Origin of the sequence: Sulfitobacter sp. 1A10359, assembly GCF_043558145.1 — a bacterium.
In the GTDB taxonomy this organism is placed as follows: domain Bacteria; phylum Pseudomonadota; class Alphaproteobacteria; order Rhodobacterales; family Rhodobacteraceae; genus Sulfitobacter; species Sulfitobacter faviae.
The window spans coordinates 65,830-90,744 of record NZ_JBIFGB010000007.1 but is presented as its reverse complement, the minus strand read 5'-3'; the positions used below and the strand labels follow the sequence as shown (position 1 = coordinate 90,744).

Annotated in this window: 26 protein-coding genes; 16 read left to right on the top strand and 10 right to left on the bottom strand. The window is 64.2% G+C overall.

Annotated elements, in window-relative coordinates:
* Positions 1-53 precede the first annotated feature (53 nt).
* Both ACGYK2_RS14685 and ACGYK2_RS14680 read right to left on the bottom strand, forming a co-directional pair.
* On the bottom strand, positions 54-842 hold the full coding sequence (locus ACGYK2_RS14685; RefSeq protein WP_271688842.1) for an exodeoxyribonuclease III: 789 nt from the start codon (positions 840-842) through the stop codon (positions 54-56).
* 296 nt (positions 843-1,138) lie between these two features.
* On the bottom strand, positions 1,139-1,825 hold the full coding sequence (locus tag ACGYK2_RS14680; RefSeq protein WP_067261731.1) for a response regulator transcription factor: 687 nt from the start codon (positions 1,823-1,825) through the stop codon (positions 1,139-1,141).
* A 162-nt stretch (positions 1,826-1,987) separates the two neighbouring features.
* Between ACGYK2_RS14680 and ribA the strand changes: the two genes are divergently transcribed.
* Together ribA and ACGYK2_RS14670 are read left to right on the top strand one after the other, a co-directional pair.
* Positions 1,988-3,079, top strand: coding sequence for a GTP cyclohydrolase II (gene ribA, locus ACGYK2_RS14675; protein ID WP_271688841.1), 1,092 nt, complete (start codon positions 1,988-1,990; stop codon positions 3,077-3,079).
* Positions 3,076-3,570, top strand: a complete 495-nt coding sequence (locus ACGYK2_RS14670) for a L,D-transpeptidase (protein ID WP_271688840.1) — start codon at positions 3,076-3,078, stop codon at positions 3,568-3,570. The genes ribA and ACGYK2_RS14670 overlap by 4 nt, the downstream gene beginning before the upstream one ends.
* Here ACGYK2_RS14670 and ACGYK2_RS14665 read toward each other — a convergent pair.
* Positions 3,560-4,213, bottom strand: coding sequence for a YggS family pyridoxal phosphate-dependent enzyme (locus ACGYK2_RS14665; protein WP_271688839.1), 654 nt, complete (start codon positions 4,211-4,213; stop codon positions 3,560-3,562). The two genes, ACGYK2_RS14670 and ACGYK2_RS14665, sit on opposite strands and share 11 nt — an antisense overlap.
* A gap of 102 nt (positions 4,214-4,315) precedes the next feature.
* A complete protein-coding gene (locus ACGYK2_RS14660; protein ID WP_271688838.1) occupies positions 4,316-5,278 on the bottom strand; it encodes a porin in 963 nt (320 codons plus the stop codon).
* Between the two features lie 280 nt (positions 5,279-5,558).
* On the opposite strand from ACGYK2_RS14660, the gene ACGYK2_RS14655 reads away from it, so the two are divergent.
* The 5 genes from ACGYK2_RS14655 to ACGYK2_RS14635 all read left to right on the top strand — a co-directional run bounded on the left by ACGYK2_RS14655 (position 5,559) and on the right by ACGYK2_RS14635 (position 10,777).
* Positions 5,559-6,053, top strand: coding sequence for a DUF3576 domain-containing protein (locus ACGYK2_RS14655; RefSeq protein WP_067261722.1), 495 nt, complete (start codon positions 5,559-5,561; stop codon positions 6,051-6,053).
* Positions 6,054-6,135: 82 nt separating this feature from the next.
* Positions 6,136-8,682, top strand: coding sequence for a leucine--tRNA ligase (gene leuS, locus ACGYK2_RS14650; RefSeq protein ID WP_271688837.1), 2,547 nt, complete (start codon positions 6,136-6,138; stop codon positions 8,680-8,682).
* Positions 8,669-9,169, top strand: a complete 501-nt coding sequence (lptE, locus tag ACGYK2_RS14645; protein WP_271688836.1) for an LPS assembly lipoprotein LptE — start codon at positions 8,669-8,671, stop codon at positions 9,167-9,169. The genes leuS and lptE overlap by 14 nt, the downstream gene beginning before the upstream one ends.
* Positions 9,166-10,164 carry a DNA polymerase III subunit delta gene (gene holA / locus ACGYK2_RS14640; protein WP_067261716.1) on the top strand — a complete coding sequence of 333 codons (999 nt, stop codon included), beginning with the start codon at positions 9,166-9,168 and terminating at the stop codon, positions 10,162-10,164. Before lptE ends, holA begins: the two co-directional genes overlap by 4 nt.
* 19 nt (positions 10,165-10,183) lie before the next feature.
* On the top strand, positions 10,184-10,777 hold the full coding sequence (locus ACGYK2_RS14635) for a glutathione S-transferase family protein (protein ID WP_271688835.1): 594 nt from the start codon (positions 10,184-10,186) through the stop codon (positions 10,775-10,777).
* On the opposite strand, the gene ACGYK2_RS14630 is transcribed toward ACGYK2_RS14635, so the two are convergent.
* Positions 10,774-11,952, bottom strand: coding sequence for a TIGR03862 family flavoprotein (locus ACGYK2_RS14630; protein WP_271688834.1), 1,179 nt, complete (start codon positions 11,950-11,952; stop codon positions 10,774-10,776). The two genes, ACGYK2_RS14635 and ACGYK2_RS14630, sit on opposite strands and share 4 nt — an antisense overlap.
* 121 nt (positions 11,953-12,073) lie before the next feature.
* On the opposite strand from ACGYK2_RS14630, the gene ACGYK2_RS14625 reads away from it, so the two are divergent.
* On the top strand, positions 12,074-12,379 hold the full coding sequence (locus tag ACGYK2_RS14625) for an HNH endonuclease (RefSeq protein ID WP_231886283.1): 306 nt from the start codon (positions 12,074-12,076) through the stop codon (positions 12,377-12,379).
* Here ACGYK2_RS14625 and ACGYK2_RS14620 read toward each other — a convergent pair.
* Both ACGYK2_RS14620 and ACGYK2_RS14615 read right to left on the bottom strand, forming a co-directional pair.
* Positions 12,376-12,990: an enoyl-CoA hydratase/isomerase family protein gene (locus ACGYK2_RS14620; protein WP_271688833.1), complete on the bottom strand. Its 615-nt coding sequence runs from the start codon at positions 12,988-12,990 to the stop codon at positions 12,376-12,378. The genes ACGYK2_RS14625 and ACGYK2_RS14620 overlap by 4 nt on opposite strands.
* Positions 12,987-13,736: an SDR family oxidoreductase gene (locus tag ACGYK2_RS14615; protein ID WP_067261708.1), complete on the bottom strand. Its 750-nt coding sequence runs from the start codon at positions 13,734-13,736 to the stop codon at positions 12,987-12,989. The genes ACGYK2_RS14620 and ACGYK2_RS14615 overlap by 4 nt, the downstream gene beginning before the upstream one ends.
* Positions 13,737-13,879: 143 nt before the next feature.
* Between ACGYK2_RS14615 and ACGYK2_RS14610 the strand changes: the two genes are divergently transcribed.
* The 6 genes from ACGYK2_RS14610 (at position 13,880) to lpxK (ending at position 20,167) form a co-directional block, all read left to right on the top strand.
* The gene (locus ACGYK2_RS14610; protein ID WP_271688832.1) at positions 13,880-15,409 is read left to right on the top strand and encodes a DUF2125 domain-containing protein; all 1,530 of its coding nucleotides are present in this window, start codon (positions 13,880-13,882) and stop codon (positions 15,407-15,409) included.
* Between the two features lie 112 nt (positions 15,410-15,521).
* Entirely contained in the window at positions 15,522-16,868 is a 1,347-nt protein-coding gene (locus ACGYK2_RS14605) for a TldD/PmbA family protein (protein WP_136720263.1), read from the top strand.
* A complete protein-coding gene (locus ACGYK2_RS14600; RefSeq protein WP_271689912.1) occupies positions 16,861-17,637 on the top strand; it encodes a 3'(2'),5'-bisphosphate nucleotidase CysQ in 777 nt (258 codons plus the stop codon). Before ACGYK2_RS14605 ends, ACGYK2_RS14600 begins: the two co-directional genes overlap by 8 nt.
* A gap of 63 nt (positions 17,638-17,700) precedes the next feature.
* The gene (locus ACGYK2_RS14595; RefSeq protein WP_067262181.1) at positions 17,701-17,943 is read left to right on the top strand and encodes a DUF4170 domain-containing protein; all 243 of its coding nucleotides are present in this window, start codon (positions 17,701-17,703) and stop codon (positions 17,941-17,943) included.
* 6 nt (positions 17,944-17,949) lie between these two features.
* Positions 17,950-19,194 (top strand): 3-deoxy-D-manno-octulosonic acid transferase, encoded by a 1,245-nt coding sequence (locus tag ACGYK2_RS14590; protein ID WP_271688831.1) that lies wholly within the window; start codon positions 17,950-17,952, stop codon positions 19,192-19,194.
* Positions 19,181-20,167, top strand: a complete 987-nt coding sequence (gene lpxK / locus ACGYK2_RS14585; protein ID WP_271688830.1) for a tetraacyldisaccharide 4'-kinase — start codon at positions 19,181-19,183, stop codon at positions 20,165-20,167. The genes ACGYK2_RS14590 and lpxK overlap by 14 nt, the downstream gene beginning before the upstream one ends.
* Here the strand turns inward: lpxK and ACGYK2_RS14580 are convergent.
* Genes ACGYK2_RS14580 through ACGYK2_RS14570 form a run of 3 tightly spaced genes read right to left on the bottom strand, consistent with a single transcriptional unit; the run spans position 20,164 to position 22,513 of the window.
* Positions 20,164-21,282, bottom strand: coding sequence for a CaiB/BaiF CoA-transferase family protein (locus tag ACGYK2_RS14580; RefSeq protein ID WP_271688829.1), 1,119 nt, complete (start codon positions 21,280-21,282; stop codon positions 20,164-20,166). The two genes, lpxK and ACGYK2_RS14580, sit on opposite strands and share 4 nt — an antisense overlap.
* Complete coding sequence (locus ACGYK2_RS14575) at positions 21,282-21,968, bottom strand: DsbA family protein (protein WP_271688828.1); 687 nt, start codon at positions 21,966-21,968, stop codon at positions 21,282-21,284. Before ACGYK2_RS14575 ends, ACGYK2_RS14580 begins: the two co-directional genes overlap by 1 nt.
* 35 nt (positions 21,969-22,003) lie before the next feature.
* Positions 22,004-22,513 (bottom strand): DUF721 domain-containing protein, encoded by a 510-nt coding sequence (locus tag ACGYK2_RS14570; RefSeq protein ID WP_271688827.1) that lies wholly within the window; start codon positions 22,511-22,513, stop codon positions 22,004-22,006.
* 82 nt (positions 22,514-22,595) lie between these two features.
* On the opposite strand from ACGYK2_RS14570, the gene mutY reads away from it, so the two are divergent.
* Entirely contained in the window at positions 22,596-23,660 is a 1,065-nt protein-coding gene (mutY, locus tag ACGYK2_RS14565) for an A/G-specific adenine glycosylase (protein WP_271688826.1), read from the top strand.
* A 66-nt stretch (positions 23,661-23,726) separates the two neighbouring features.
* On the top strand, positions 23,727-24,875 hold the full coding sequence (locus ACGYK2_RS14560; protein ID WP_271688825.1) for an alkane 1-monooxygenase: 1,149 nt from the start codon (positions 23,727-23,729) through the stop codon (positions 24,873-24,875).
* The last annotated feature ends 40 nt before the right edge of the window (positions 24,876-24,915 follow it).

The following is a 24,915-nucleotide window of genomic DNA, read 5'->3' as shown; positions in this document are numbered from 1 at the left end:
TCGTTATCCTCGCTAATCGCGTTTGGCCTTATATGGATGTGCAGGGGCGCGATTCAAAGGTCAAAACTGGCAAAAACCGGCGCGTGGTCACTGGGTTTCTCCCATCCGCGCGCATCGCGGACGATGTGGCTGGAGTGTCCGGCCTGCGCGATATCCGATGTGGCCCAGATATGATCGAGCCTGCGGCCCTTGTCGGCCGCATCCCAATCGGCGGCGCGGTAGGACCACCAGCTATAGAGATTGCCCTCCGGCACATCCTGCCGCGTGATGTCGACCCAATTGCCCGCATCCTGCACCGCACCAAGCGCTTCGACCTCGACCGGGGTGTGGCTGACGATCTTTAGCAGCTTCTTATGATCCCAAACGTCATCCTCACGCGGGGCGATGTTGAGGTCCCCCACAAGGATCGACTTTTCGGGCTTGTCGCCATGGAACCAGTCGCGCATCTCAGAGAGGTAATCGAGCTTCTGGCCGAACTTCTCATTGATCTCGCGGTCGGGTTTGTCGCCGCCTGCGGGGACGTAGAAGTTGTGGATCGTCGCGCCATTCTCAAGCTTGGCCGCCACATGGCGGGCGTGGCCCAGCATGGCGAAATCCTGATCACCCGCATCCACCAGCGGCAGTTTCGACAGGATCGCCACCCCGTTATAGCCCTTCTGCCCCCGCGCGACCATATGGGTGTAGCCCGCCGCCTTGAACGCCTCGACCGGGATCTTGTCCACGGGGCTTTTGCATTCTTGCAGGCACAGAACATCTGGCCCGTGTTCGGCCAGCAGTTTCAGCACCAAAGGCTCGCGCAGGCGGACGGAGTTGATGTTCCAAGTGGCGAGGGTAAAGGACATGGGGGAGGCTCCGGTCTGGGGGTGGTTCGGCACAGTAACGCGGGCGGCGCGGGGGTGCCATGCGGAAATGGGGCTTCCTTGCGGTGAGGGCCATCGCCTACGGCTTGATTTCGGTCCGGAGTGACGATCTCCCCGCCTCCCCAAAAAAAGACCGGGCGCAAAGGCCCGGCCAGTCCAACAGGGAGGTATGTACCTTTACCCGGGTACAAAAGTCGGGCTTCAAACCGAGGTGCGGGTCATGAAAACCCCGCCTCTCAGGTATTCCAACCACGGGGGTCGGAATTGGTTCCCGGTTTTTATGCCATCAGGCGATAGCCACCGGATTCCGTCACCAGCAAACGGGCGTTCGAGGGGTCAGGCTCGATCTTCTGCCGCAGGCGGTAGATATGGGTTTCAAGCGTATGGGTCGTGACGCCCGCGTTATAGCCCCAGACCTCATGCAGCAGCACATCGCGCGGCACCACACCGTCGTTGGAGCGGTAGAGGAACTTGAGGATATTGGTCTCTTTCTCGGTCAGACGCACCTTGCGGTCGTCCTCCGTGGTAAGCACCTTCATCGCGGGTTTGAACGTATAGGGCCCCAGCTGGAACACCGCGTCTTCGGATTGCTCATGCTGGCGCAGCTGCGCGCGGATGCGGGCCAGAAGGACGGGAAATTTGAACGGTTTGGTGACATAGTCATTCGCCCCGGCATCAAGGCCGAGGATCGTGTCGGCATCGGTGTCATGGCCCGTCAGCATCAGGATTGGGCTTTTCACCCCCTGTTTGCGCATCAGGCGACACAGCTCGCGGCCATCGGTATCGGGCAGGCCTACGTCGAGGATGATGAGATCGTAAAGCGCCTCTTTCGCCTTGGTCATCGCCTCGGTGCCATTGGCCGCTTCGAAAACGTCGAAATCCTCGGTCATGATCAACTGCTCGCTCAGCGCTTCGCGCAGGTCATCGTCGTCATCGACAAGCAGGATTTTCTTAAGCTGGGCCATCTGTCTCTCCGTCTGTTGTCTTATACATGCGCCTTGGGCGGGGCCCGGACAAGGGATGTGACCACTGTCTCACAGCCTCGTGTCAACAAAGCGTGAAATGTTTCAATTCCTTGCGATATAACCTAGATAGACGGGGAAGCCTTTGCGGAGTTGCAACAAACCATGAGTTTCGCCCCGGACATCACCGAACAACTGGCGCGTGCGCGGGCCGATCTGCGCATGGGCGTGCCCGTGATTCTGGCGGATGCGGCGCAGGCCGCCCTCGTGCTGGCGGCAGAGACGCTGACCGCACAGCGCCTTGCGGATGTGCTGGCCTTGGGCGGTGCGCCGGTGCTGGCGATCACGGCGCGGCGGGCCGAAACGCTTAAGGCACGGGCCTATGATGGCCAGCTTGCCCGCGTGCTGCTGCCTGCGGGGGCCACCCCGGCTTGGGTGCAAAGCATCGCCGATCCGGCGGATGACCTGCGCGCGCCGATGAAAGGGCCACTTCAGACCGCGCGAGGTGGTGATACCGCGCCGCATCGCGCCGCACTCGATCTGGTGAAAGCCGCGCGGATGCTGCCCGCCGCACTGGTCCTTGACCTGCCGCAGGGCGCGGATTTCGCACGGATGCATGGGCTGACCTTGATCGACCTTACCGCCGCCGCCCCGATCCTTGCCGAGCGCAGCGCGCTGCATCCGGTGGTGAACGCGCGCCTGCCGATGGAGGTTTCCGAGGCCGGGCGCCTGCATATCTTCCGCCCCGAGGATGGCGGCGAGGAGCATTACGCCATCGAAATCGGCCGCCCTGTCCGCGACACGCCGGTGCTTTGCCGCCTGCATTCGGCCTGTTTCACCGGTGACCTGATGGGCAGCCTGAAATGCGACTGCGGCCCACAACTACGCGCCGCGCTGGCGCAGATGGGCGGCGAAGGGCATGGCGTGCTTTTGTACCTCAACCAAGAGGGCCGCGGCATCGGTCTTGCCAATAAGATGCGCGCCTATTCCTTGCAGGATCAGGGCTTTGACACGGTCGAAGCCAATCACCGGCTGGGGTTCGAGGATGACGAACGCGACTTCCGCCTCGGCGCCGACATCCTACGCTCGATGGGGTTCTCCGCCGTGCGCCTGCTGACCAACAACCCGCGCAAGGTGGGCATGATGGAGCAAAGCGGCATCGCCGTGAGCGAGCGTGTCCCGCTGGCCGTGGGCGAGAACCGCCACAACAGCGCCTATCTGGCCACCAAAGCCGCGAAATCGGGGCATCTGCTATGACCCCGAATGACATGGTTCTAACGCCCACGGGGCTGCGGTTTCAGGGGCGGCGCTATGCCTGTAGCATCGGCAAGGGTGGGCTGACCGATGACAAACGCGAGGGCGATGGCGCCACGCCACGCGGGGCGCATCGTCTGGTGGGGATGCTCTACCGGCCCGACCGCATCCCGGCGCCAAGCGCTTGGGCCCAGCCGATCGGTCCGGGCGATCTGTGGTCAGATGCCAGCGGCCAGCCCGACTACAACCATCGCGTCCGCGCCCCCTACCCCCATAGTCATGAGGCCCTGCGCCGCGCCGATCCGCTTTATGATCTGGTGATCCTGACCGATTGGAACTGGCCCGACGCCGCGGCAGGGCGCGGCTCCGCGATCTTTATCCATCAGTGGCGGCGGCCCGGCTATCCGACCGAAGGGTGCATCGCCTTTGCACGGAACGACCTACATGAAATCGCCGCGTGCGTGGGCCCGGCGACGCGGCTGATTATCCGCTAACCCTTTCGCCGAAGATGGCGGAGCCGACGCGCACATGGGTCGCCCCAAGTGCGATGGCCTGCTCAAAATCACCGCTCATGCCCATCGACAGGCCGCTCAGATCGTTGCGCGCAGCGATCTTGGCCAGCAAGGCGAAATGCAGGGACGGCGCCTCATCCACCGGCGGAATGCACATCAGCCCCTTGATCGGCAGGTCAAGCGCGCGACACTCGGCGATGAACGCATCCGCGTCGCGGGGCATCACGCCCGCCTTCTGCTCTTCCTCGCCCGTATTCACCTGAATAAAGAGGTCGGGACAGCGGCCAATCTCCTGCGCCAGCCGCGCGATGGTCTTGGCCAGTTTGGGGCGGTCGACCGTGTGGATCGCCTCGGCCAGTTCCACCGCCTGCCGGACCTTGTTGCTTTGCAATGGGCCGATGATGTGCAGGTCGATCCCGTCAAAATCCTCGCGAAAACCGGGCCATTTGGCCGCCGCCTCTTGCACGCGGTTCTCTCCGAAAGAGCGGTGCCCCTCTTCCAAGACCGCACGCACACGCGCATCGGGCTGAACCTTACTGACGGCGATCAGCTTGACCGATCCTGCCGCGCGGCTAGCTTCGGCCTCGGCTTTCGAGATGCGGTTTTGGATGTCGCTCAGACTCATTTTCGGCCCTCCATGTCAGGCGCGCAGAAAACAACAGCCTTGAGTAAAAGAAAAGGGGCAGACCGAAAGGCCTGCCCCAATATTCAGAGTATGTCGTTCAACTTAGAAGTTGAAGCGAACACCCATGTCGGCAACGGTGTCGCCGTCGAACTGCTTAACCACACCGCCGCGCAGCGAGGTGCCGCCGCCCAAGTCGTGGTTGAAGTCGATGCCGTAGCCGGTGTCGTCTTCTGTGCCGCCGTCGTTGTCAGCAACATAGACTTCGATGTCTGTTGCAGCGCCTACGTCGAAGCGGCCAGCCAGAACAACGCGGTCACCACCGGTGCCGTTATCAGCATAGGCGAGAGTTACGTCTGCGATGCCGAAGGAACCGCCAGCTGTCGCTGTCCACTCGGTGTCGCTTGCCGCGTCGGAGTCTTGGCCACCAACTGCGAAGGTCCAGCCGCTCCATGTGTAAGCAACGTAACCAGCAACGCGGTCGTTGATGTCGGAAGCCGACACGTGCACTGCCAGATCACCAGCGGAGTAAAGGACTTCAACGCCGTTGGAGCCAGCTGCACCGTTACCGCCAGAGGAATACTGGTCGCCACGGTCATCAAACGCAGTGTAGTCATAGCCCAGACCGGTCAGACCCATGTCGACGGGGTACTGACCCGGCATGGATTCCAGAGCGCCGAAGATGTTACCAACGCCAACTTCGAAGCCACCGGTGCGAGCGAAGAAACGCACACCGTTGATGCCTGTACCGGCAGGACCACCGCTTGTGGTCACGTCGTCAGCTGTACCGTAAACACCATCAGGGCCTTTGGCGACGTTCACGTTGTCGTCAGAGTTGTTCTGCTGGATGCGCATACGCGCACCGAAGACAACGCCAGCGTCGGACTCAGCTGTCGCGTCGATCTGCAGGCGCAGACGCGAAGTAACGTCTGTGTCGCTGTCGCCACCAGTGGAGTCGTTGTCGTTGTACATGATACCGAAACGGCCGTAGCCGCCGAATGTCACGTCTGCTGCTGCTACACCGGCGGTCGCAACCAGGGCTGTTGTAGCGAAGAGAACTTTTTTCATGAGTTTTCCCTCGGTTTGAATTCATATGCCCAGACCGGGGAATCCGGTAAGGGTATGCAGGCTGTTTGCCCCCAATCCCCTGCACTTGGCAAGGTTCACGGCCTCCCCACCCGCAATGTCGCCGGGGTTGGTGCAGCTATGCCACAGTTCCTTCACCCCAGGGCCGCGGCTTTGCCTATGGCGGCGCCCGATGCCGCGCAGCGCGCTCCTATGACATAGACCTTGCCGATAAGGGCCTGCTTGGATAGACCGGAGCGCAAACAGGCAAAGGAAAGCTGCAATGGCCCTTCGTACCGCTTGCAAGATGGCAATCTCCGTTCTGGCGCTCAGCGCGCTGACCGCCTGTGGCGGGAGCTTTGGCAGCCCGGCCACAGATCGGCCGGATCAATACACCAATCCGAACAACCCCAATAACATTGAGACCAACCCCGACAATACGATCTGGTCGATCTTTAACCGCAAGAACACAGACACCAGTGTTTCGGTGAACAAATACCTCTGGTCGGCCTCGCTCGAAGTGCTGAACTTCCTGCCTGTGCAATCGGTCGATCCTTTCACCGGGGTGATCGTCACAGGCTATGGCACCCCGCCGGGCGGTGGCCGCGCCTATCGCGCGACCGTTCTGATCGACGATCCGGCGCTTGATGCACGCTCGCTCAATGTGGCGCTGCAATCTTCGGGCGGCCAGCCCGTGGCACGGGCCACCACCCGCGCGGTCGAGGATGCGATCCTCAGCCGAGCGCGGGAGATGCGCGTGTCCGACAGCAAATTCTGAGCCCGCTTAACTCAACACCGTTCCAACGCCGGGCCTTGTGAAAACAGCAGCCCGGCGTTTTTCATGTCACGAAGGTCCCCTCATGCCCCGCTATACCCCCGCCGAGATCGAAGCCCGCTGGCAGCAAGCCTGGGAAAAGGACGGCATTTTTCAGGCCGTTCGCAACGCTGACAAGCCGAAATACTATGTGCTTGAGATGTTCCCCTACCCCTCGGGGCGCATCCACATGGGCCATGTGCGCAACTACACGATGGGCGACGTGATCGCGCGCTACAAGATCGCGACCGGGCATAACGTGCTGCACCCGATGGGCTGGGACGCCTTCGGCATGCCCGCCGAGAACGCCGCCATGGCCATCGGCGGCCACCCGGCGGATTGGACCTATGACAACATCGCCGAGATGAAGAAGCAGATGAAGCCCTTGGGCCTCAGCATCGACTGGAGCCGCGAGATCGCCACCTGCCATCCCGGCTACTACGGCCAGCAGCAGGCGCTGTTTTTGGACTTCCTCGAGAAGGGTCTGGTCTACCGCAAGAACGCCGTGGTGAACTGGGACCCGGTCGACATGACCGTGCTTGCCAACGAGCAGGTCGAGAACGGCTGCGGCTGGCGCTCCGGCGCGCCGGTGGAGCGGCGCGAGCTGACGCAGTGGTTCTTCAAGATCTCCGACCACTCCGAAGAGTTGCTCTCGGCACTCGACAGCCTCGACAACTGGCCTGCCAAGGTAAAGCTGATGCAGGCCAACTGGATCGGCAAGTCGCGCGGGTTGCAATTTGCCTTCTCGACCATCGAAGCGCCCGAGGGCTTTGACCGGATCGAGGTCTATACCACCCGCCCCGACACGCTGCTTGGCGCTTCCTTCGTCGGCATCTCGCCCGACCATCCGCTCGCCAAGACGCTGGAGCGCGACGACGAAGCGGTGGCCGCATTCTGCGCCGAATGCCGCAAGGGCGGCACCACCGAGGAAGCGATCGAGACCGCCGAGAAGCTCGGGATGGACACTGGCATCCGCGTCCGCCACCCCTTCGACACGGCCCATGAACTGCCCGTCTATATCGCCAACTTCATCCTGATGGACTATGGCACCGGCGCGATCTTCGGTTGCCCGGGCCATGACCCGCGCGACTTCGAGTTCGCCACGAAATACGACCTGCCGATCATCTCGACCTTCCTGCCGTCCGAGGATGCCGCGCCCGAGCTGGACGTCGCTTTCGTCCCGCCGAAGACCGAAAAGGTGTTCTACAACCGGGGCTTCGCGGGCGACCAGTGGCAGACCGGCGAAGAGGGTGTCGACGCCGCCATCGCCTTTTGCGAGGAAAACGGAATCGGCCACGGCGTCACCAAATACCGCCTGCGCGACTGGGGCCTCTCGCGCCAGCGCTACTGGGGCTGCCCGATCCCGGTTGTGCATTGCGACGACTGCGGCGTGGTGCCCGAAAAGAAAGAAAACCTGCCGATCGAGCTTCCTTACGACGTCAGCTTCGACACGCCGGGCAACCCGCTGGACCGGCACCCGACATGGCGCAACTGCGCCTGTCCCGCCTGCGGCAAGGACGCCCTGCGCGAGACCGACACGATGGACACTTTCGTCGACAGTTCGTGGTATTTCGCCCGTTTCACCGCGCCGCGTGCCGAGACGCCGACCGTCATGGAAGACGCGCAATACTGGATGAACGTCGATCAATATATCGGCGGCATCGAGCATGCGATTTTGCACCTGCTCTACTCGCGCTTCTTCGCCCGTGCGATGCAGATCACCGGCCATCTGCCCGAAAGCGCGGTGGAGCCGTTTGACGCGCTCTTCACCCAAGGCATGGTGACCCATGAAATCTACCAGACCCGCGATGATAATGGCCGCCCGGTCTATCACCTGCCCGAAGAGGTGACCGATGGCAAACTTGCCGATGGCACCGAGGTTGAGATCATCCCTTCCGCCAAAATGTCGAAGTCCAAGAAGAACGTCGTCGACCCGCTGCACATCATCTCGAACTACGGCGCCGATACCGCGCGCTGGTTCGTTCTGAGCGATTCGCCCCCCGAGCGGGACGTGGAATGGACCGCCTCTGGCGCGGAAGCCGCCTATAAACACCTCTCGCGCGTGTGGAACATCTGTGACCGCGTGGCCGAGATGGACCGCGAGGCGGCGGGCTCGGGCGACGACGAGTTGCTGCGCGCCATGCATAAGACGATCCATGACGTGACCATGGGCATCGAATCCTTCGGCTTTAACGCCGCGATTGCCAAGCTCTATGCCTTCACCGCGACCTTGCAGAAATCCAAGGCGGGCTATGCCGCGCAGCGCGAAGCGATCATGACACTGGCGCAGTTGATGTCGCCGATGACCCCGCACCTGTCGGAAGACATTTGGGCGCATCAGGGCGGCGAAGGGCTGATCGCCAAGGCCCCATGGCCCAAGGCGGATGAGAAGATGCTGGTCGACGACACCGTGACCCTGCCGATCCAGATCAACGGCAAACGCCGGGCGGAAATCCAAGTGCCCGCCGATATGCCGAAGGAAGAGGTTGAAAAAACCGCGCTGGCGCATGAAGCTGTCATTCGAACGCTGGACGGGGCCACGCCGAAAAAGGTCATCGTCGTGCCCGGACGGATTGTGAATGTCGTTGCCTAAGACCACCCATATGCGCCGCCGCTTCCTGCTGGCCCTGCCCCTACTGGCGCTTGCCGCCTGCGGGTTCGAGCCGGTCTATGGACCCGGCGGCGCGGGCACGGCATTGCAAAACCGCGTGCTGGTGGACGCGCCGGAAGACCGCTTTGGCTATTTTCTGGTGCGCGAGGTGGAAAGCCGCCTTGGACGCGCGGCCACCCCCCGCTGGGGGCTGGCGCTGACCACCACCACGGTCGAAGACGGCCTGGCCATCGACAGCGAAGGCAACACGCGGCGCTACAACCTTGTCGGCACAACCGCCTATGCGCTGCGCGACCTCGACAGCGGGCAGATCGTGACCTCGGGCAAGGTCGAAAGCTTCACCGGCTATTCCGCCACCGGCACCACCGTGGCGACCCGCGCGGCGGAACTGGACGCGCAGGAACGTCTGATGACCATCCTCGCGGACCTCGTGATCAGCCGCCTTTATGCGGCCGACCTGCCCCAATGAAGCTGACCCCGCGCGAGGCAAAACCCTATTTCGCACGGCCCGATCCCGCGCGCACGGGGCTGTTGATCTATGGCAGCGACGCGATGCGCGTGGCGCTGAAACGGCAGGAGTTTCTGAAAAACCTGCTCGGCCCCAATGCCGAAGAGGAAATGCGCCTCAGCCGGATGCCCGCGGGCGAATTGCGCCGCGATCCGGCGATGCTACTGGACGCGATCAAGGCGGTCGGCTTCTTCCCCGGTCCGCGTGCCGCGTTGGTGGAAGAGGCGAATGACAATATCGCGAAAATCCTGCTCGACGCGCTGAAGGAATGGCAGCCGGGCGATGCGCAGATCGTGGTCACCGGCGGCGATCTCAAGAAAACCTCAAAGGTGCTGAAGGCCTTTGAGAGCCACCCCAACGCCTTTGCCACCGCGATCTATGACAACCCGCCCGACCGGGCCGAGATCGAGCAGATGCTGAAGGACGCGAAGCTCACGCCTGAGGCCGACGCCATGGCCGCCCTGACCGATCTGGCCCGCACCCTCGACCCCGGCGATTTCCGGCAAACGCTGGAGAAGATCACGCTCTATAAACTGGGCGACAGCAGCAACATCGGGCTGGATGATATCGCCGCCTGCGCCCCCACCTCGACCGAGGCCGAGGTCGACGACATCCTGCATGTCGTGGCCGAGACCCGCGCCGCCGAAATCGGCCCGGTGATGAGCAAGCTACAAGGCCAAGGCGTGAATCCGGTGACCCTGACCATCATGGCGACCCGGCATTTCCGCACCCTCTACCGCATCGCCGCCAACCCCGGCGCGCCGATCTACGGCGTGCGCGACCGCGACCGTGCGATGCGACAGGCGCGCAACTGGGGCGCGGTGAAGCTGGAAACCGCGCTGGCGGTGCTGACCGAGACGGACCTCAAGCTGCGCTCCGCCGGGCAGCACGCGCCAGCGCTGGCGCTGGTCGAACGGGCCTTTATCCGTCTGGCGATGCTGGGCGCACAACGTTGATTTTGGGAGAGGAAATTCAATGTACACAGTCATCGGCGGCACCAAGACCCGCGCCTTTCGCGTCATGTGGATGCTCGAAGAATTGGGCCAGCCCTACGATTTGAACCCCGCGGCACCCCGCTCGGACGAGGCGCGCAAATACAACCCTTCGGGCAAGATCCCCGCGCTTGTGGACGGCGATGAGGTGCTGACCGATTCCGTTGCCGTCATGACCTATCTCGCCGACAAACACGGCGCGCTCACCGCCCCCGCCGGAACGCCCGCGCGGGCGCGGCAGGATGCGATGACCTTTTGGCTGATCGACGAATTCGACGCGGTGCTTTGGGCCGCGGCAAAGCACAGTTTCGTCTTGCCCGAAGAGGCCCGCGTGCCCGCCATCAAGGACAGCCTGAAGGCCGAGTTCGAGCGTGCGGCCAGCACCCTGTCCGACCGGCTTGAGGGGCCTTTCCTGATGGGCGATCAGATCACCCTGCCCGACCTTTTGGCGGTGCATTGCATCAATTGGTCGATCGGCGCGAAGTTTCCACGGGTGGATGACAAGCTGAACCTCTGGGCGAAATCCCTGCGCGAACGCCCCGCTTTCCTCGCCGCGATGGCCAAGGAAGGCGGTTAACCCCGCGCCCATTCCACAGCATGGCGGCCTGCCCAATGGCCGGTCGCCAGACAGCCGTTGAGCAAATAGCCGCCCGTGGGCGCTTCCCAATCCAGCATTTCCCCTGCGGCAAAGACGCCCGGCAGCGCGCGCAGCATCAGCCCCGCGTCCAGCGCGTCGAGCGCTATGCCCCCCGCCGTCGAAATCGCCTCATCCATCGGGCGCAGCCCGGCGTGGGCGATGGGCAGGTCTTTCAGCAAGGCGGCCAGCGCCCCGGCCTCCTGCGGCAGCGGGCGCGCCATCTCTTGCAGCAGCGCGATCTGGGCGGGGCTCAGCTTCAGCCGTTTGCGCAGATGGTTGGCCTGACTGTCCTTGCCGCGCGGCTTTGCCAAACGCGCCGTCACCTCGTCGGCCTGCAAGTCCGGCAGTAGATCAAGCGTCAGCCCCTGCCCCTCGCGCAGCCCGCGCGAGACGCTATAGATGCCGCCCCCCTCCAGCCCACGGGCCGAGATCACCGCCTCCCCGCGCGAGCGGTAGGGGCCAGCCTGCCATGCCACCCCCTTGAGCGCTGCGCCGAAATGGCGCGTCATATGCGGGGACCAATCGACCAACAGCCCGACATTGGCCGGGGCGAAATCCTGCAGGTCCACGCCACGCGCCACCAGCAGGGGCGCCCATTCGCCAGTGGCGCCAAGCCGCCGCCAACTCGCCCCGCCAAGCGCCAGCACCGTCACATCGGCCTCGACCGCTTCCCGCCCGCCGGGCGTATCGAAGGTGAGTGCGTCCCCCTCCCAGCCACGCCACTGCCAACGGGTGTTGATCGTCACTCCGTCTTCCGCCAGCCGCGCGAGCCATGCCCGCAGCAGGGGCGAGGCTTTCATCGCCCGGGGGAAAACCCGCCCGGTGGAGCCGGTAAAGACCTCCTGTCCCAGCCCTTCAGCCCAGTCCTGCACCGCTTGGGCATCAAAGGCCTCCAGCATCGGACGCAAGGCTTGCTGCGCTTCTTCATAGGCGGCGAGGAAGGGGGCGAAGGGCTCGGACTTGGTCAGGTTCAACCCGGATTTGCCCGCCATCAAGAACTTGCGCCCGACCGAAGGTTTCGCCTCACAAAGCGTGACCGACAGCCCCGCCTGCGCCATGACCTCTGCCGCCATCAGCCCCGCCGGGCCGCCCCCGATGACCAAGGCGCGGGTCACGCGGCGCGCTCTTCGATCTGGTTTTCTGACGGGGAAGCCATGGGCCTGTCCTTGCCTTAGGGAGGATTTGACACATCCTCTTGCCTGCCGTGGCCCTGCAATGCAAGCGAAAGGGAGGACCGTGACCCAAGGCGAAACCGTGCCACATTGCCCGCTCTGCCACCGGCCCATCCCTGAGGACGTGCCGCAGAGCCTGCATCACCTGATCCCCAAACTGCGCGGTGGCAAGGGCGGGCCGACGGTGCTGATGCATCACATCTGCCACCGAGAGGTGCACGCCGCCCTGACCGAGACCGAACTGGCGCGGCACTATAACACGCCCGAAGCACTGCGCAGTCATCCGAGGCTTGCCAAATTCGCCGCATGGGTGGCGAAACGCCCGCCCGGTTTCCGCTCCAAAGTGCCCGGAGGCACGCGCAAACGTTAGGCGGGGCCGCACATCCGTTTGATTTCCTGCGCGACGTCCGGACTTGCCGCCACTGTGTCGACGGCCAGCGACTGCGCGTGATCTTGCACCTCCTCCGCCGCGACTATGCGGTCGATCAGGCCAAAAGTCAGCGCCTCCTCCGCCGTGATCTTTTGCCCGCCCATCAGCAAGAGCTTGGTCCGCGCAGGGCCGATCAGCGCCGCCATTCGCGCCGGGTCAGAGGGCTGCGGCAAAAAGCCCAGCTTCATCACCGGATAGAAGAACTTCGCCCCCGGCACCGCGATGCGCAGATCACAGGCCAGCGCCATGCCCATCGCACCGCCCGCCAACGTGCCGTTAAGCGCGGCGATGCTCAGCCCCGGCAAGGCGGCCACCGCGCCCGAGAGACGCTCCCAAACATCCGATTTCGCAAGGCCCGCGCGGGCTTCGTCCCGATCAGCCCCGGCGCTGAACACCTTGCCGCGCCCGGTCAGGATCACCGCGCGGGCGGCCTGCGCCTCTTCCATGATCTCGGCGAGTTCGACCAGCATGGCATGGGTCAGGGAATTGGCCTTGTCGGGGCGGTTGATCGTGATGGACCAGATGTCGCCCGCGCGGTCAAGCTCGATCATATCAGGCCCACCGCCTTGCGGATGCCTTCGTCGCGCAGGGAAATCTCATCGCCCAAGAAGCGATCCGCCTCCGGGCCGCACATCCACAGCAGCGCGCGGGCGGGCCAATCGGCGGGGATATGCACGTCCCAATCCAACTGGCTGACCGGGTTCACGCCGCTGTCCTTGATGTCGCGCTGCATGTCGGTGGCCACGGTGCCGGGGGACAGGCCGATGGCGCGGATGCCGTTGCCGCCCTCTTCGTGGTGCAAACACTGGGTCAGCATATTCGCCGCCGCCTTTGACGCGCAGTAGTGGCTCCACGCCTCGACCGGGTTATGCGCCGCGCCCGAAGAGATCGTCAGCACCGTGCCGCCTCCGTTTTCCTTCATCAAGGGCAGCGCCGCGCGCATGCCGTGGAAGACACCCGTGACATTGATGTTGATTGCCTTGGCCCAATCCGCGGGATCGGCCTCTCCCATGAGCGAGATCGGGTCGATCACGCCTGCGTTGTTGATCAGCACGTCGAGGCCACCAAAGGCCCGGCGCGTGGTCTCGACCGCCGAGGTCATCTCGTTATAGCGGGTCACGTCGCAGGGGATGGCGATGGCCTGTTTGCCCAACTCTCCGGCCAATTCGGCGATGGCATCCTGACTGCGCGCCAACAGGGCGACATTGCCGCCCGCCTCGGCGAACACACGCGCGGCGGCGGCGCCGATGCCCCGGCTCGCGCCGGTAATCATGATCGTCTTGCCTGTCATGTCCATGGGGGGATCCTTCCGCTTGTTTTGTACATTGCTTGAGGGCTGTGGTAATCTGCCGATCAACCCGGGTCTAGCCTCGCATCGCTTGACCCTGCGCGGGGATTGGCAGACCCTATGCGTAACTCATTGCCGAAAAGGATTTTCCGATGTCTCGCATTTCCACCGCGTCGCTGTTCCTCGCCCTGCCGGTCACGCTGGCTTCGACGCCCCTCTGGGCCGATCTGACCCCTTCCGACGTCTGGGGCGATTGGCGCCAGTATATGGAGAGCATGGGCTATGAGGTCGAGGCAAGCGAAGCCTTCAACGGCGATGACCTGACCGTCAGCGATGTGACCCTGAAAATGGACATGGCCGAAGAGGGCGGCGATTTCTCCATGTCGCTCGGCACGCTGAGCTTTGAGCCCGAAGGCGACGGGGCGGTCAATATCCGCATGCCCACCGTCATGCCGATGACGATCAACGTCGCGCCCGAAACGCCCGAGGATGAACCGGTGTCGATGGTATTGAACTACGCCCAGACCGCGCCGGTGATGCGCGCCAGCGGCAGCGCCGAGGCACTGCAATACGACTATGCCGCCGACAGCATTTCGCTCACGCTGGCCGGGCTCAAAGTGGGCGAGCAAAGCTATACCGAGGAAGAAGCCAAGTTCACTCTGATCGGCACCGGCGTCAGCAGCCGGACCGAGATGACCGGGACCGAGACGCGCCGCTATGACCAATCGGGCCGCATCGACAGCCTGCAATATGACGTGGTGATGAAAACCCCCGAAGACCCGGCCCGCGTCGCCGTCACAGGCGGGGTCGATCAGGTGGTCTTTGACGGCAGCGGCACCTTGCCGATGATCGACGCAGGCGCCGACGTGGCCGCGATGATGCGCGAAGGCCTTGCCTTCGACGGCAGCTTTACCGCTGGCGCGGGCCGCACCGACATGCAGGTTTCCGACCCCGAAAATGGGGAGTTTCAACTGATCTCAAGCTCGACCGGGGCAAAACTCGGCGTGGCCATGGGGCCTGAGGGGCTTTCTTATGACGGCGGCCAGCAGGACATCGAAGTCAGCGTGACCGCCGCCGACATGCCCTTCCCGATCCAGTTCAGCATGGCAGAAAGCGCCTTTAACCTCAAAATGCCGGTATTGAAGTCCGAAGAGCCGCAGGATTTCGCCTTTGGCGTTACGCTCGACCGTTTTGAGATGTCGGACATGATCTGGGGCATCTTCGACCCCACCGGCCAATTGCCCCGCGACCCGGCGACCTTGGTCGTGGACCTGTCGGGCAAGGCCAAACTGCTGTTCGAACTGATGGACCCCGAAGTCACCGCCACCATGGGCGATGAGGCCCCGGGCGAGATTCACGCGCTTAACGTGAACGAAGTGTCGCTGGACGTGGCCGGGGCCGAGTTCGACGCCTCGGGCGCGATCACCTTTGACAATGACGATATGCAAACCGTGGCCGGCATGCCGAAACCTCTGGGCGCGCTGGACCTGTCGCTGGTCGGCGGCGTGGCCCTGCTCGACAAACTGGTGGCGATGGGCCTCGTGCCGCAGGATCAGGCGATGGGCGCGCGGATGATGATGGGCCTCTTCACCGTACCGGGCGAGGGCGAAGATTCCCTGACCTCCAGAATCGAGTTCACCGAAGAGGGCGGCATCCTCGCCAACGGTCAGCAGATCAAATAACCGGCGGCGCGGCCCTGCGCCGCGCCTGCCCTATCTGGGAAAATAGAGCCCAGCCCTTGCCCCCCGCGGGGCGGGGGATTACCCCTTTTCCAACCCCAAAAGGAGCCAGACCATGCCAGACGCCCTTGATGCATTGACCAAGTCCCTCCTTCACGCGGCGACCAAGGCCGGGGCGGATGCGGCCGATGCCATGGCGATCACGGCAAGCTCTGTCTCGATCGAAGTGCGCGGCGGGGCGCTGGAACAGGCCGAACGCTCCGAAGGGACGGACATCGGGTTGCGGGTCTTCGTCGGCCAACGCTCGGCCAATGTCTCGGCCTCCGACACGTCATCGCGCACGATCGAAGAGATGGCCGAACGCGCCGTCGCCATGGCCCGAGAAGCGCCCGAAGACCCCTATTCCGGGCTGGCCGATCCCGATCAACTCTCACCCCGCCGCGATGCCGAAGGGTTGGAGCTTTGCGATCCCACGCCCGAACCTTCCCCCGAAGCCCTGCAAGAGGACGCCGCCCGCGCCGAAGCCGCCGCACTGGCCGTCAAAGGGGTCAGCCAAGTGCAATCGGCGGGCGCGGGCTATGGCGCGCAAGAGATTTACCTCGCCGCGACAAACGGGTTCGAGGGCGGCTATGCCCGCAGCGAACGCGGGCTGTCCTGTGTCGCCATCGCAGGCAGCGGCACCGGGATGGAGCGGGATTACGACGGCGACAGCCGCATCTTTCAGGCCGATCTGCGCGACGCGCAGGAGATCGGCACCCGCGCGGGCGAACGCGCGCTGGCGCGGCTCGATGCCCGCAAGCCCCCCACCGGCAGCTACCCGGTGCTGTTTGACGAACGCATCGCCGCCTCGCTGATCGGGCACCTCTTGGGGGCGATCAACGGTCAGGCGATTGCGCGCGGCGCGTCCTTCCTGCGCGATGCCAAGGGCGAACAGGTGCTGCCCGAAGCCCTATCCCTGATCGAAGACCCGACCCGCATCCGCGCCACCGGCTCGCGCCCCTTTGACGCCGAAGGGCTGCCGACCCAGCGGCGGGCCATCGTCGACAAAGGCATCTTGCAAGATTGGACACTCGACCTCGCCACCGCCCGCAAGCTGGAACTCAGCCCCACCGGCAACGCCGCGCGCGGCCCCGGCTCTGGCCCTCAGCCCTCGAACTGGAACATCGCGCTGACCCAAGGCGAGGCCAGCCGCGACGATCTGATTGCCGAGATGGGCACGGGGCTTTTGGTGACCTCCATGATCGGCAGCACGATCAACCCCAACACGGGCGACTATTCGCGCGGCGCCTCGGGCCTCTGGGTCGAGAATGGTGAGATCACCCATGCGATCAACGAATGCACCATCGCGGGCAACCTGCGCGACATGCTGCGGGCGATGATCCCCGCCAATGACGCGCGGACGCATCTTAGCCGCGTCGTGCCCTCGCTGCTGGTGCCGGGAATGACCCTTGCCGGTGCCTAAGGACGATCTCACCCTGCTGATCGACGCCGCCCGCAAGGCGGGTGCCGTGGCGCGCGGCTTTGTCGGGGCCACGGCGAAACGCTGGGACAAGCCCGATAACGCAGGCCCGGTGACCGAAGCCGATCTGGCGGTGAACGATCTGCTACTGTCAGAGTTGCGCAGCGCGCGGCACGACTATGGCTGGCTGTCCGAAGAGACCGAGGACAATACCGATCGACTCTCTCATGAGCGGGTCTTTATCATCGACCCGATCGACGGCACCCGCAGCTTTGTCGAAGGGTCCGACACTTGGGCGCACTCGCTGGCGATAGCCGAGGGCGGCGCGGTGACGGCGGCGGTGGTCTATCTGCCGATGCGCGACATGCTCTATGCCGCGCACCGGGGAGGCGGGGCCACGTTGAACGGCGCGCCGATCCGCACCTCCGAGGTCGGCAAACTGGCCGAGGCGACGGTGCTTGCCGCGCGGCCCGCGCTGGTGGCCGAACGCTGGCACGGCGGCGCGGCACCGGTGTTCAAACGCAGCTACCGCCCCTCGCTGGCCTACCGTATGGCGCTGGTGGCCGATGCATCCTTCGACGCGATGATCACCCTGCGCCGCACATGGGAATGGGACATCGCCGCAGGCACGTTGATCGTGGCCGAAGCGGGTGGCAGTTGCACCACCGCCACGGGCGCACCGCTCAGGTTCAACAACCGCGACCCGCGTGTCGATGGCATCGTGGCGGGTGGCCCTTCGGTGCAGCGCGCGCTGATCGACGCCCTTGCGTGACCGGCCTCATCTGCTAGGCACTATGCGCAGCACCGCAGCTTTGACAGATCAAAGGACAGCTTCATGACCCAACGCCTGCACCTTGTTTTCGGTGGCGAACTTGTCGATCCGACCAAGAACGCGTTCAAGAATGTCGATGACATCCACATCGTCGGGATCTTCCCCAACTATGCCAGCGCCTATGACGCATGGAAATCCGAAGCGCATCGCACCGTCGATAACGCGCATATGCGCTATTACATCGCCCATCTGCACCGCCTGCGCGACGAAGAGACATCGGCCTCGCCCACCGAAGAGCTGGAATAAACCACCATGGCGGCGCGGTCGCTGGGGCTTGCAGCCTATCGCGCCCTCGTGCGCCGGGGCGGGGCCGAAGACGCGCCGCCCTATATCCCGCGCCCCGAGGGGGAACTGGTCTGGATGCATGCCGCCGAAGCGGGCAACGTGCTGGCCGTGCTCGACCTTGCCAAACGGTTCATGGCGATGCGCGACCGGGCCGCGGTGCTGGTCACCCTCTCGGAAAGCGCGGCGGCCCAAGAGCTGCCCACGCCCGAGACGCGCGATCTGTTCATCCTCCCCGCCCCCAGCGAACACCCCGACAATGTGGCGCGCTTCCTTGACCATTGGCGGCCTGATTTCTGCCTGTGGACATGGGGCGGGCTGAGGCCCAACCTCGTGTTGGAGACCGCAGGGCGCGGCTGCCCCATGATGATGATCGACGCCGACAGCGCCGGTTTCGATGGCCGCCGGGACCGTTGGCTGCCCGATGTGACGCGGCAGTTACTGGCGGCTTTCGATCAGGTGTTGACCCGTTCCCCCGCCGTGCTGCGCCGTCTCGTGCAACTGGGCCTGCCGCGCAACAAGGGGCAGGTGACCTCGCCGCTGTTGGCGGGTGGTCAGGCGCTGCGCTGCGCGGAATCGGATTTGGCGGATATGTCGGCCTGCCTTGTCGGGCGTCCGGTTTGGTATGCGACGCAGGTTTTGGCTGAAGAGATACCCGTCATTCTCACTGCCCATCGCCAAGCGCTGCGCCTCTCGCATCGGTTGCTGCTTATCCTGCACACCCATGATTACCCGACCGCCGATATCGCTTATGAGCGCGCCCGCGCGCGGGGGTTCACCACGATGCGGTGGGGCGATGACCCCTACCCCGATGAGACGACACAGGTCATGGTGGCGGACGATCCCGGCGACCGGGGGTTGTTCTTTCGGGTGGCGCCGGTGTCTTTCCTCGGGTCTTCGCTGGTCTCGGGCCACGGCGGCTGCGACCCGTTCGAGGCGGCGGCGCTTGGCTCGGCGGTGCTTTACGGCCCCAAGGTGCGCAACTTCCTGCCCTCTTACGGGCGGCTCGCCACGGCAGGCGCGGCGCGGATCGTCAATGACGCGGGCGCGCTTGGCAATGCGGTGTCGCGTTTGATCGCGCCGGATCAGGCCGCCACGATGGCCCATGCGGGCTGGGACGTGATCAGCGAAGGGGCCGAACTGGCCGATAGGGTGATTGAGATGGTGCAAGACCGGCTCGACGAAGAAATGGGAGCATCCGATGCGCGCGCCTGATTTCTGGCATCTGCCCCGCCCCGACTGGCGCGCACGGCTGTTGCAACCGCTGGGCGCGCTCTATGCCACGGCCACCGCGCGGCGGCTGGCGGGCGGCAGGCCGCTGCGGTTGGGGGTGCCGGTGATCTGCGTCGGCAACATCAACGCAGGCGGCACCGGCAAGACGCCCACGGTGATGGCTGTGCTGCAATATCTGCTGGAGCGCGGCCATCGCCCGCATGTCGTCTCACGCGGCTATGGCGGCACGCTAGAGGGGCCAGTGCGGGTCGACCCCCTGCAGCACAGCGCCGAGGAGGTCGGGGACGAGCCACTGCTGCTCGCCGCCTTTGCAGATGTCTGGGTCGCCCGGGATCGCGCAGCGGGGGCGCAAGCCGCCGAAGCGGCGGGGGCCACGGTGGTGGTGCTGGATGACGGCTTTCAGAACCCCGCGTTGGTGCAGAATCTGAGCATCGTCGTGGTGGATGCGGTGAAAGGGTTCGGCAACGGCCTCTGCCTGCCTGCCGGGCCGTTGCGTGAGCCTGTCGCGGCAGGGCTGGCGCGGGCTGACCTGTTGCTCTCTATCGGGGATGAGGCGGCGCAGGCGCGCTTTGCGAAACGGCTGCCTAAGACAGACCTGCCCCATGCGCGCGCCGAACTCGCCCCGCTGCAAACCGGAATGGATTGGTCGGATTCCCAAGTCCTCGCCTTTGCGGGCATCGGCCATCCCGAGAAATTTTTCGCCACCCTGCGCGGGCTGGGGGCAACGATCCTTCACGCCGAGGCGCTGGAGGATCACCAGCCGCTGACCTCGCGGCTGATGTTGCGGCTGGAGGCCGAGGCCGCGATGCGCGGCGCCCAGCTTGTTACAACCGAGAAAGACGCGGTGCGCCTGCCGATGGAGTTCCGCGCCAAGGTGCTGACCCTGCCGGTGCGCCTGTCCCTGCCCGAAGGCAACGCGCTGCATGCAGCGCTGGACAGGCTGCCACCGCCTTAGGCCTTGTTGTCTTCGCCCAGTTTCGGCGCAGGCCGGTGCAGCGAAAGCTCGGCCCCCGAAAAGGTGAAGGGTGACCGCAGCCCCGGCACACCGTCCAGTTCAATCTGCATGCCCCGCGCCACGACCTGCGGATCGGCCATGACATCGGCCATGTCGTTGATCGGCCCGGCAGGCACGCCATGCGCCTCGCAGGCGGCAAGCAGATCATCACGGCTGCGCAGACGAGTGGCCCCGGTCAGGCGACGGATCATCTCGGGCCGATTGGCGACACGGTCGGCGTTCTTGAGGTACTCCGGCGCGGTGGCCATGTCATCGAGCCCCAGCAATTGACACAGGCGTTGGTACTGCCCGTCATTGCCCGTGGCGATGATGAGATGGCCGTCGGAACACTCAAACACCTCATAGGGCGTCAGGTTGGGGTGGGCGTTGCCCATCCGCGTCGGTGCCTTGCCGGTGGTGAGATAGTTCATCGCCTGATTGCCGGTGATCGCCACGGCGCAGTCGAGCAGGGCCATATCGATATGCTGCCCGACGCCGGTTTGGTGGCGCTGGTGAACGGCGGCCAGAATCGCGGTGCTGGCATAGACCCCGGTAAAGATATCGGTGATCGCCATGCCGGATTTCTGCGGCTGGCCGTCCCGCTCTCCGGTGATCGACATCAGGCCGGACATGCCTTGGATGATGAAATCATAACCCGCGCGATGGGCATAAGGCCCGGTGTGGCCGAACCCCGTGATCGAACAATAGATCAGCTTCGGGAACTGGGCAGACAGGCTGGCATAGTCCAACCCGTATTTCGCCAATCCCCCGGTCTTGAAATTCTCGATCAGGATATCCGCATCGGCCAAAAGCTCTTTGACCTGCGCCTGACCTTCCTCAGTGCGGAAATCCACGGTGACCGAGGCTTTGCCCCGGTTGGTCGAGTGGAAATAGGAAGCGGTGACATCCTCGTCCCGGGTGACGAAGGGTGGCCCCCATTGGCGGGTGTCATCCCCCGCCGGGCTTTCCACTTTGATCACCTCGCATCCGAGGTCCGACAGTGTCTGACCGGCCCAAGGGCCAGCCAGAACACGCGCCAATTCGACGACTTTCAGTCCTGCGAGCGGTGCGGTCATTAGCCAGCCAGCGCTTCGTCGAGGATTTCCTTCATGTCGGCATAGGACATGTTGGAGTGTTTCTTGCCGTCGATGACAAAGCTCGGCGTGCTTGAGATGTCATCCTCTTTGGCGTTTGCGGTGTACCATGCCACCAGCGCCTCGGCCATTTCACCGTCTTTCAGGCATTCATCCAGCGTCTCGTTGTCGAGCCCGGCCAGACGGCCAATCTTGCGCAGCTCATCGACGATGGCGGCAGGTTCGCCAGCGCGGGTCCATTCGCTTTGCGATTTGTAGATCAGGTCAGCGATGCCAAAGAACTTCTCCTGCCCGCCGCAGCGCGCCACCATGGAGGCCCAGAGACCGTAGCGATCGAAATAGACTTCGCGGTAGATGAACTTGACCTTGCCGCTGTCGATGTAATCGGCCTTCAGCTTTTTGAAGGTCTCGTTGTGGAAGGTCGCGCAATGCGGGCAGGTGAAAGAGGCGTATTCGACAACCGTCACCGGCGCGTTCTCATCGCCCAAGACCATCTCGGTGATGCCGGAGGTGTCGACTTCGCCCTCGGTGGTTTGCGCGTTCGCGGCGCCGACGAAGGGGGTCAGCGCAGTGCTGCCCAGGGGGGCCGAGCCAAAGCTGCTGGCAGCGAACCAGCCACCGACGCCGAGGGTGGCAAGACCGCCAAGGATTACGTTTCTGCGATTCATAGGATGTTCCTTCCGTTTGACCAGCTATCAGATCGTCAGCTTTGGTTCTTGTTCAATATGTTCTCGCCCAGACGTGCAAGGGCCTCGCGCAGCCCCTCATCGGCCACCGGCTTGGCGGCTTCGGCTGCTTTTTGTTGCAACGCGGGGTTGGGGCGGGGCTTCTCGCCCTTGGGCTTGTGATCGAAGGCCACCCGCCCTTCGGCAAATCCGGTCGCCGCCGTTTGGGTGATCCGCACCCGCGCGATGGCGTTGTAGCCGTAGACCGCGTTGACCCGCGCGCGCAGTTGCTCTTTCTGCATTTCCAGCATGGGCGCATTGGCCCCGGTGGTCAGCAGGGTCAGAGTGGCACCGATGCCCTCCTTGCGGCCATAGCTGACCTCGACAGGGCGCGAGATGGCGGCGGTTGCCTCGCCCGCGATCTCGGCCCAATGGGTCAGCAGACGCGATTGCGCAAAGCCGCGCGTCTCGCTCGCCTTGCGGATCTGTTGCGACAGCAGGCTGTTGGTGCGTTTGAACCCTTTTGTAGTCGTACGACGTGGCGGCATGGCTTTGTTTCCCGAATGTGCTGACATACATAACCATTTGCCCCAGCGTCACCAGCCCCCGACCCGTCGAAAGGCCTAAACATTGCGTGAGAAAACCCGCGTCAGCGAGCTGCCGCCGATCCTGCTAGAGTGGTACGACACCCACGCCCGCGCCCTGCCATGGCGGGTGCCGCCGCAGGACCGGATCGCCGGGGTCATGCCCGACCCCTACCGCATCTGGCTGAGCGAGGTCATGTTGCAGCAGACCACCGTGGCCACGGTAAAGGATTACTTCGCACGGTTCACCGCCCGCTGGCCGGATGTCGCCGCCCTCGCCGCTGCCGAGGATGCCGATGTGATGGCCGAATGGGCCGGGCTTGGCTATTACGCCCGCGCCCGCAACCTGCTCAAATGCGCGCGGGTGGTGGTGGATGAGCATGGCGGCAATTTCCCCGCGGATCACGACGCGCTGCTGAAACTGCCGGGGATCGGGCCCTATACGGCGGCGGCGATTGCCTCCATCGCCTTCGATCTGCCCCATGCGGTGCTCGACGGCAATGTGGAGCGGGTGATGGCGCGGGTCTATGACATCCACACGCCCCTGCCCGCCGCCAAGCCCGAGCTGATGGCCCGGGCCGCCGCCCTGACTCCGGCGGCCCGGCCCGGCGACTATGCCCAAGCGGTGATGGATCTGGGCGCCACGATCTGCACCCCGAAATCCCCCGCCTGCGGCATCTGCCCTTGGCGCGATCCCTGCGCCGCGCGGGCGGAAGGCACGGCAGCGCTCTTGCCCAAGAAGACGCCGAAGAAACCGAAACCCATTCGGCACGGCACCGTCTATCTGGCAGAGCGCGAGGATGGCGCATGGCTGCTAGAGACGCGGCCCGAGAAGGGGCTGCTTGGCGGCATGCTCGGCTGGCCCGGCTCCGACTGGGTCGACACGTCAGAGCCGCGCCCGGAAGGCACGCCGCCCTTGGCCGCCGATTGGCGCGCCCTGCCCGGGGAGGTGCGCCATACCTTCACCCATTTCCATCTGATGTTGACGGTGCAGCACGCCCGGGTGGGCCATGACAGCCGCCCCGAAAACGGTGAATTCATCGGCCAGAACCAGTTCCGCCCCAGCGATCTGCCCACCGTCATGCGCAAAGCTTTCGACCTCGCGCGCTAGCGCCGCGTCAGGCTTTGAGCCTCGGGCAAACTGCGGTATATCTGGCGCGCAACTATGAGGTGCCCCATGGCCAACCGCATCATCGCCGCCCAAGACCTCGCCCGCCTGTCCCGCGCGCTGCCTTTCTGGATGTCCCTGCTGCTGATCCCGCTGGCATGGTTCTGCGCCACACAGGGCGGCTGGACCATCGCGCTGCTACCGCTGGTGACATGGTATCTGTTTTCGATGCTCGACGCGGTGCTGGGGCTGAACCTCGACAACGCCGATCTGGAAGCGACGGAGGATGATCTTTATTGGTACCGCCTCGTCACCCTGCTCTGGACTCCGCTGCAATGCCTGACCGTCTTTGGCCTGATCTACTACGCCACCCGCGCCGGGCATCTAGACACGGCAGAGCGGATCTTTCTGTTCTTCGGCGTCGGCGTCATCACCGGCACCATCGGGATCAACTACAGCCATGAGCTGATGCACCAGCGGAACAAGACCGAACGGCGGCTGGCGGATATCCTGCTGGCCATGGTGCTATATTCGCATTTCCGGTCTGAGCATCTGTTGGTGCACCACCGCCATGTCGGCACCCCGCGCGACACGGTGACGGCGCGCTACAACGAAGGGTTTCATCGCTTCTACCCCCGCGTACTGCGCGAGTCGCTGACCTCGGCCTTTCAAGCGGAGAAGAACATGCTGGCCCGCAAGGGGCTGCCCTGGACCGATCCGGGCAATCCCTTTTTCAAATACTGGGCGCTGCAAGCCACCTTTTTGCTGCTGGCGCTGATCTTGGGCGGGTGGAGCGGTCTGGGCCTGTTCCTTGTCCAAGCCGGGGTGGCGATCTGGCAATTGGAACTGGTCAATTACATCGAACACTACGGGCTGACGCGTAAACATCTGGGCGGCGGGAAATATGAACATGTCCAACCGCGCCATTCGTGGAACGCGGCGCATAAGGCCAGCAACTGGCTGCTGATCAACTTGCAACGCCATTCCGATCACCATTACAAACCCGACCGGCGCTTTCCGGTCTTGCAGACCTATGGCACGGGCGATGCGCCGCAGCTTCCCTATGGCTATCCGGTGATGACCATGGCCGCCATGGTGCCGCCGCTGTGGCGGCGCGTCATGAACCCGCGGGTGCGCAAATGGCGCGAGATGTATTACCCCGAGATCACCGATTGGAAAGCCTACAACAAGGCCAGCAATCCCCTGCCCCGGCTCTGAACACGGCAACGCAAAGTTAAACTTTGCCTGCCAGAAAAGC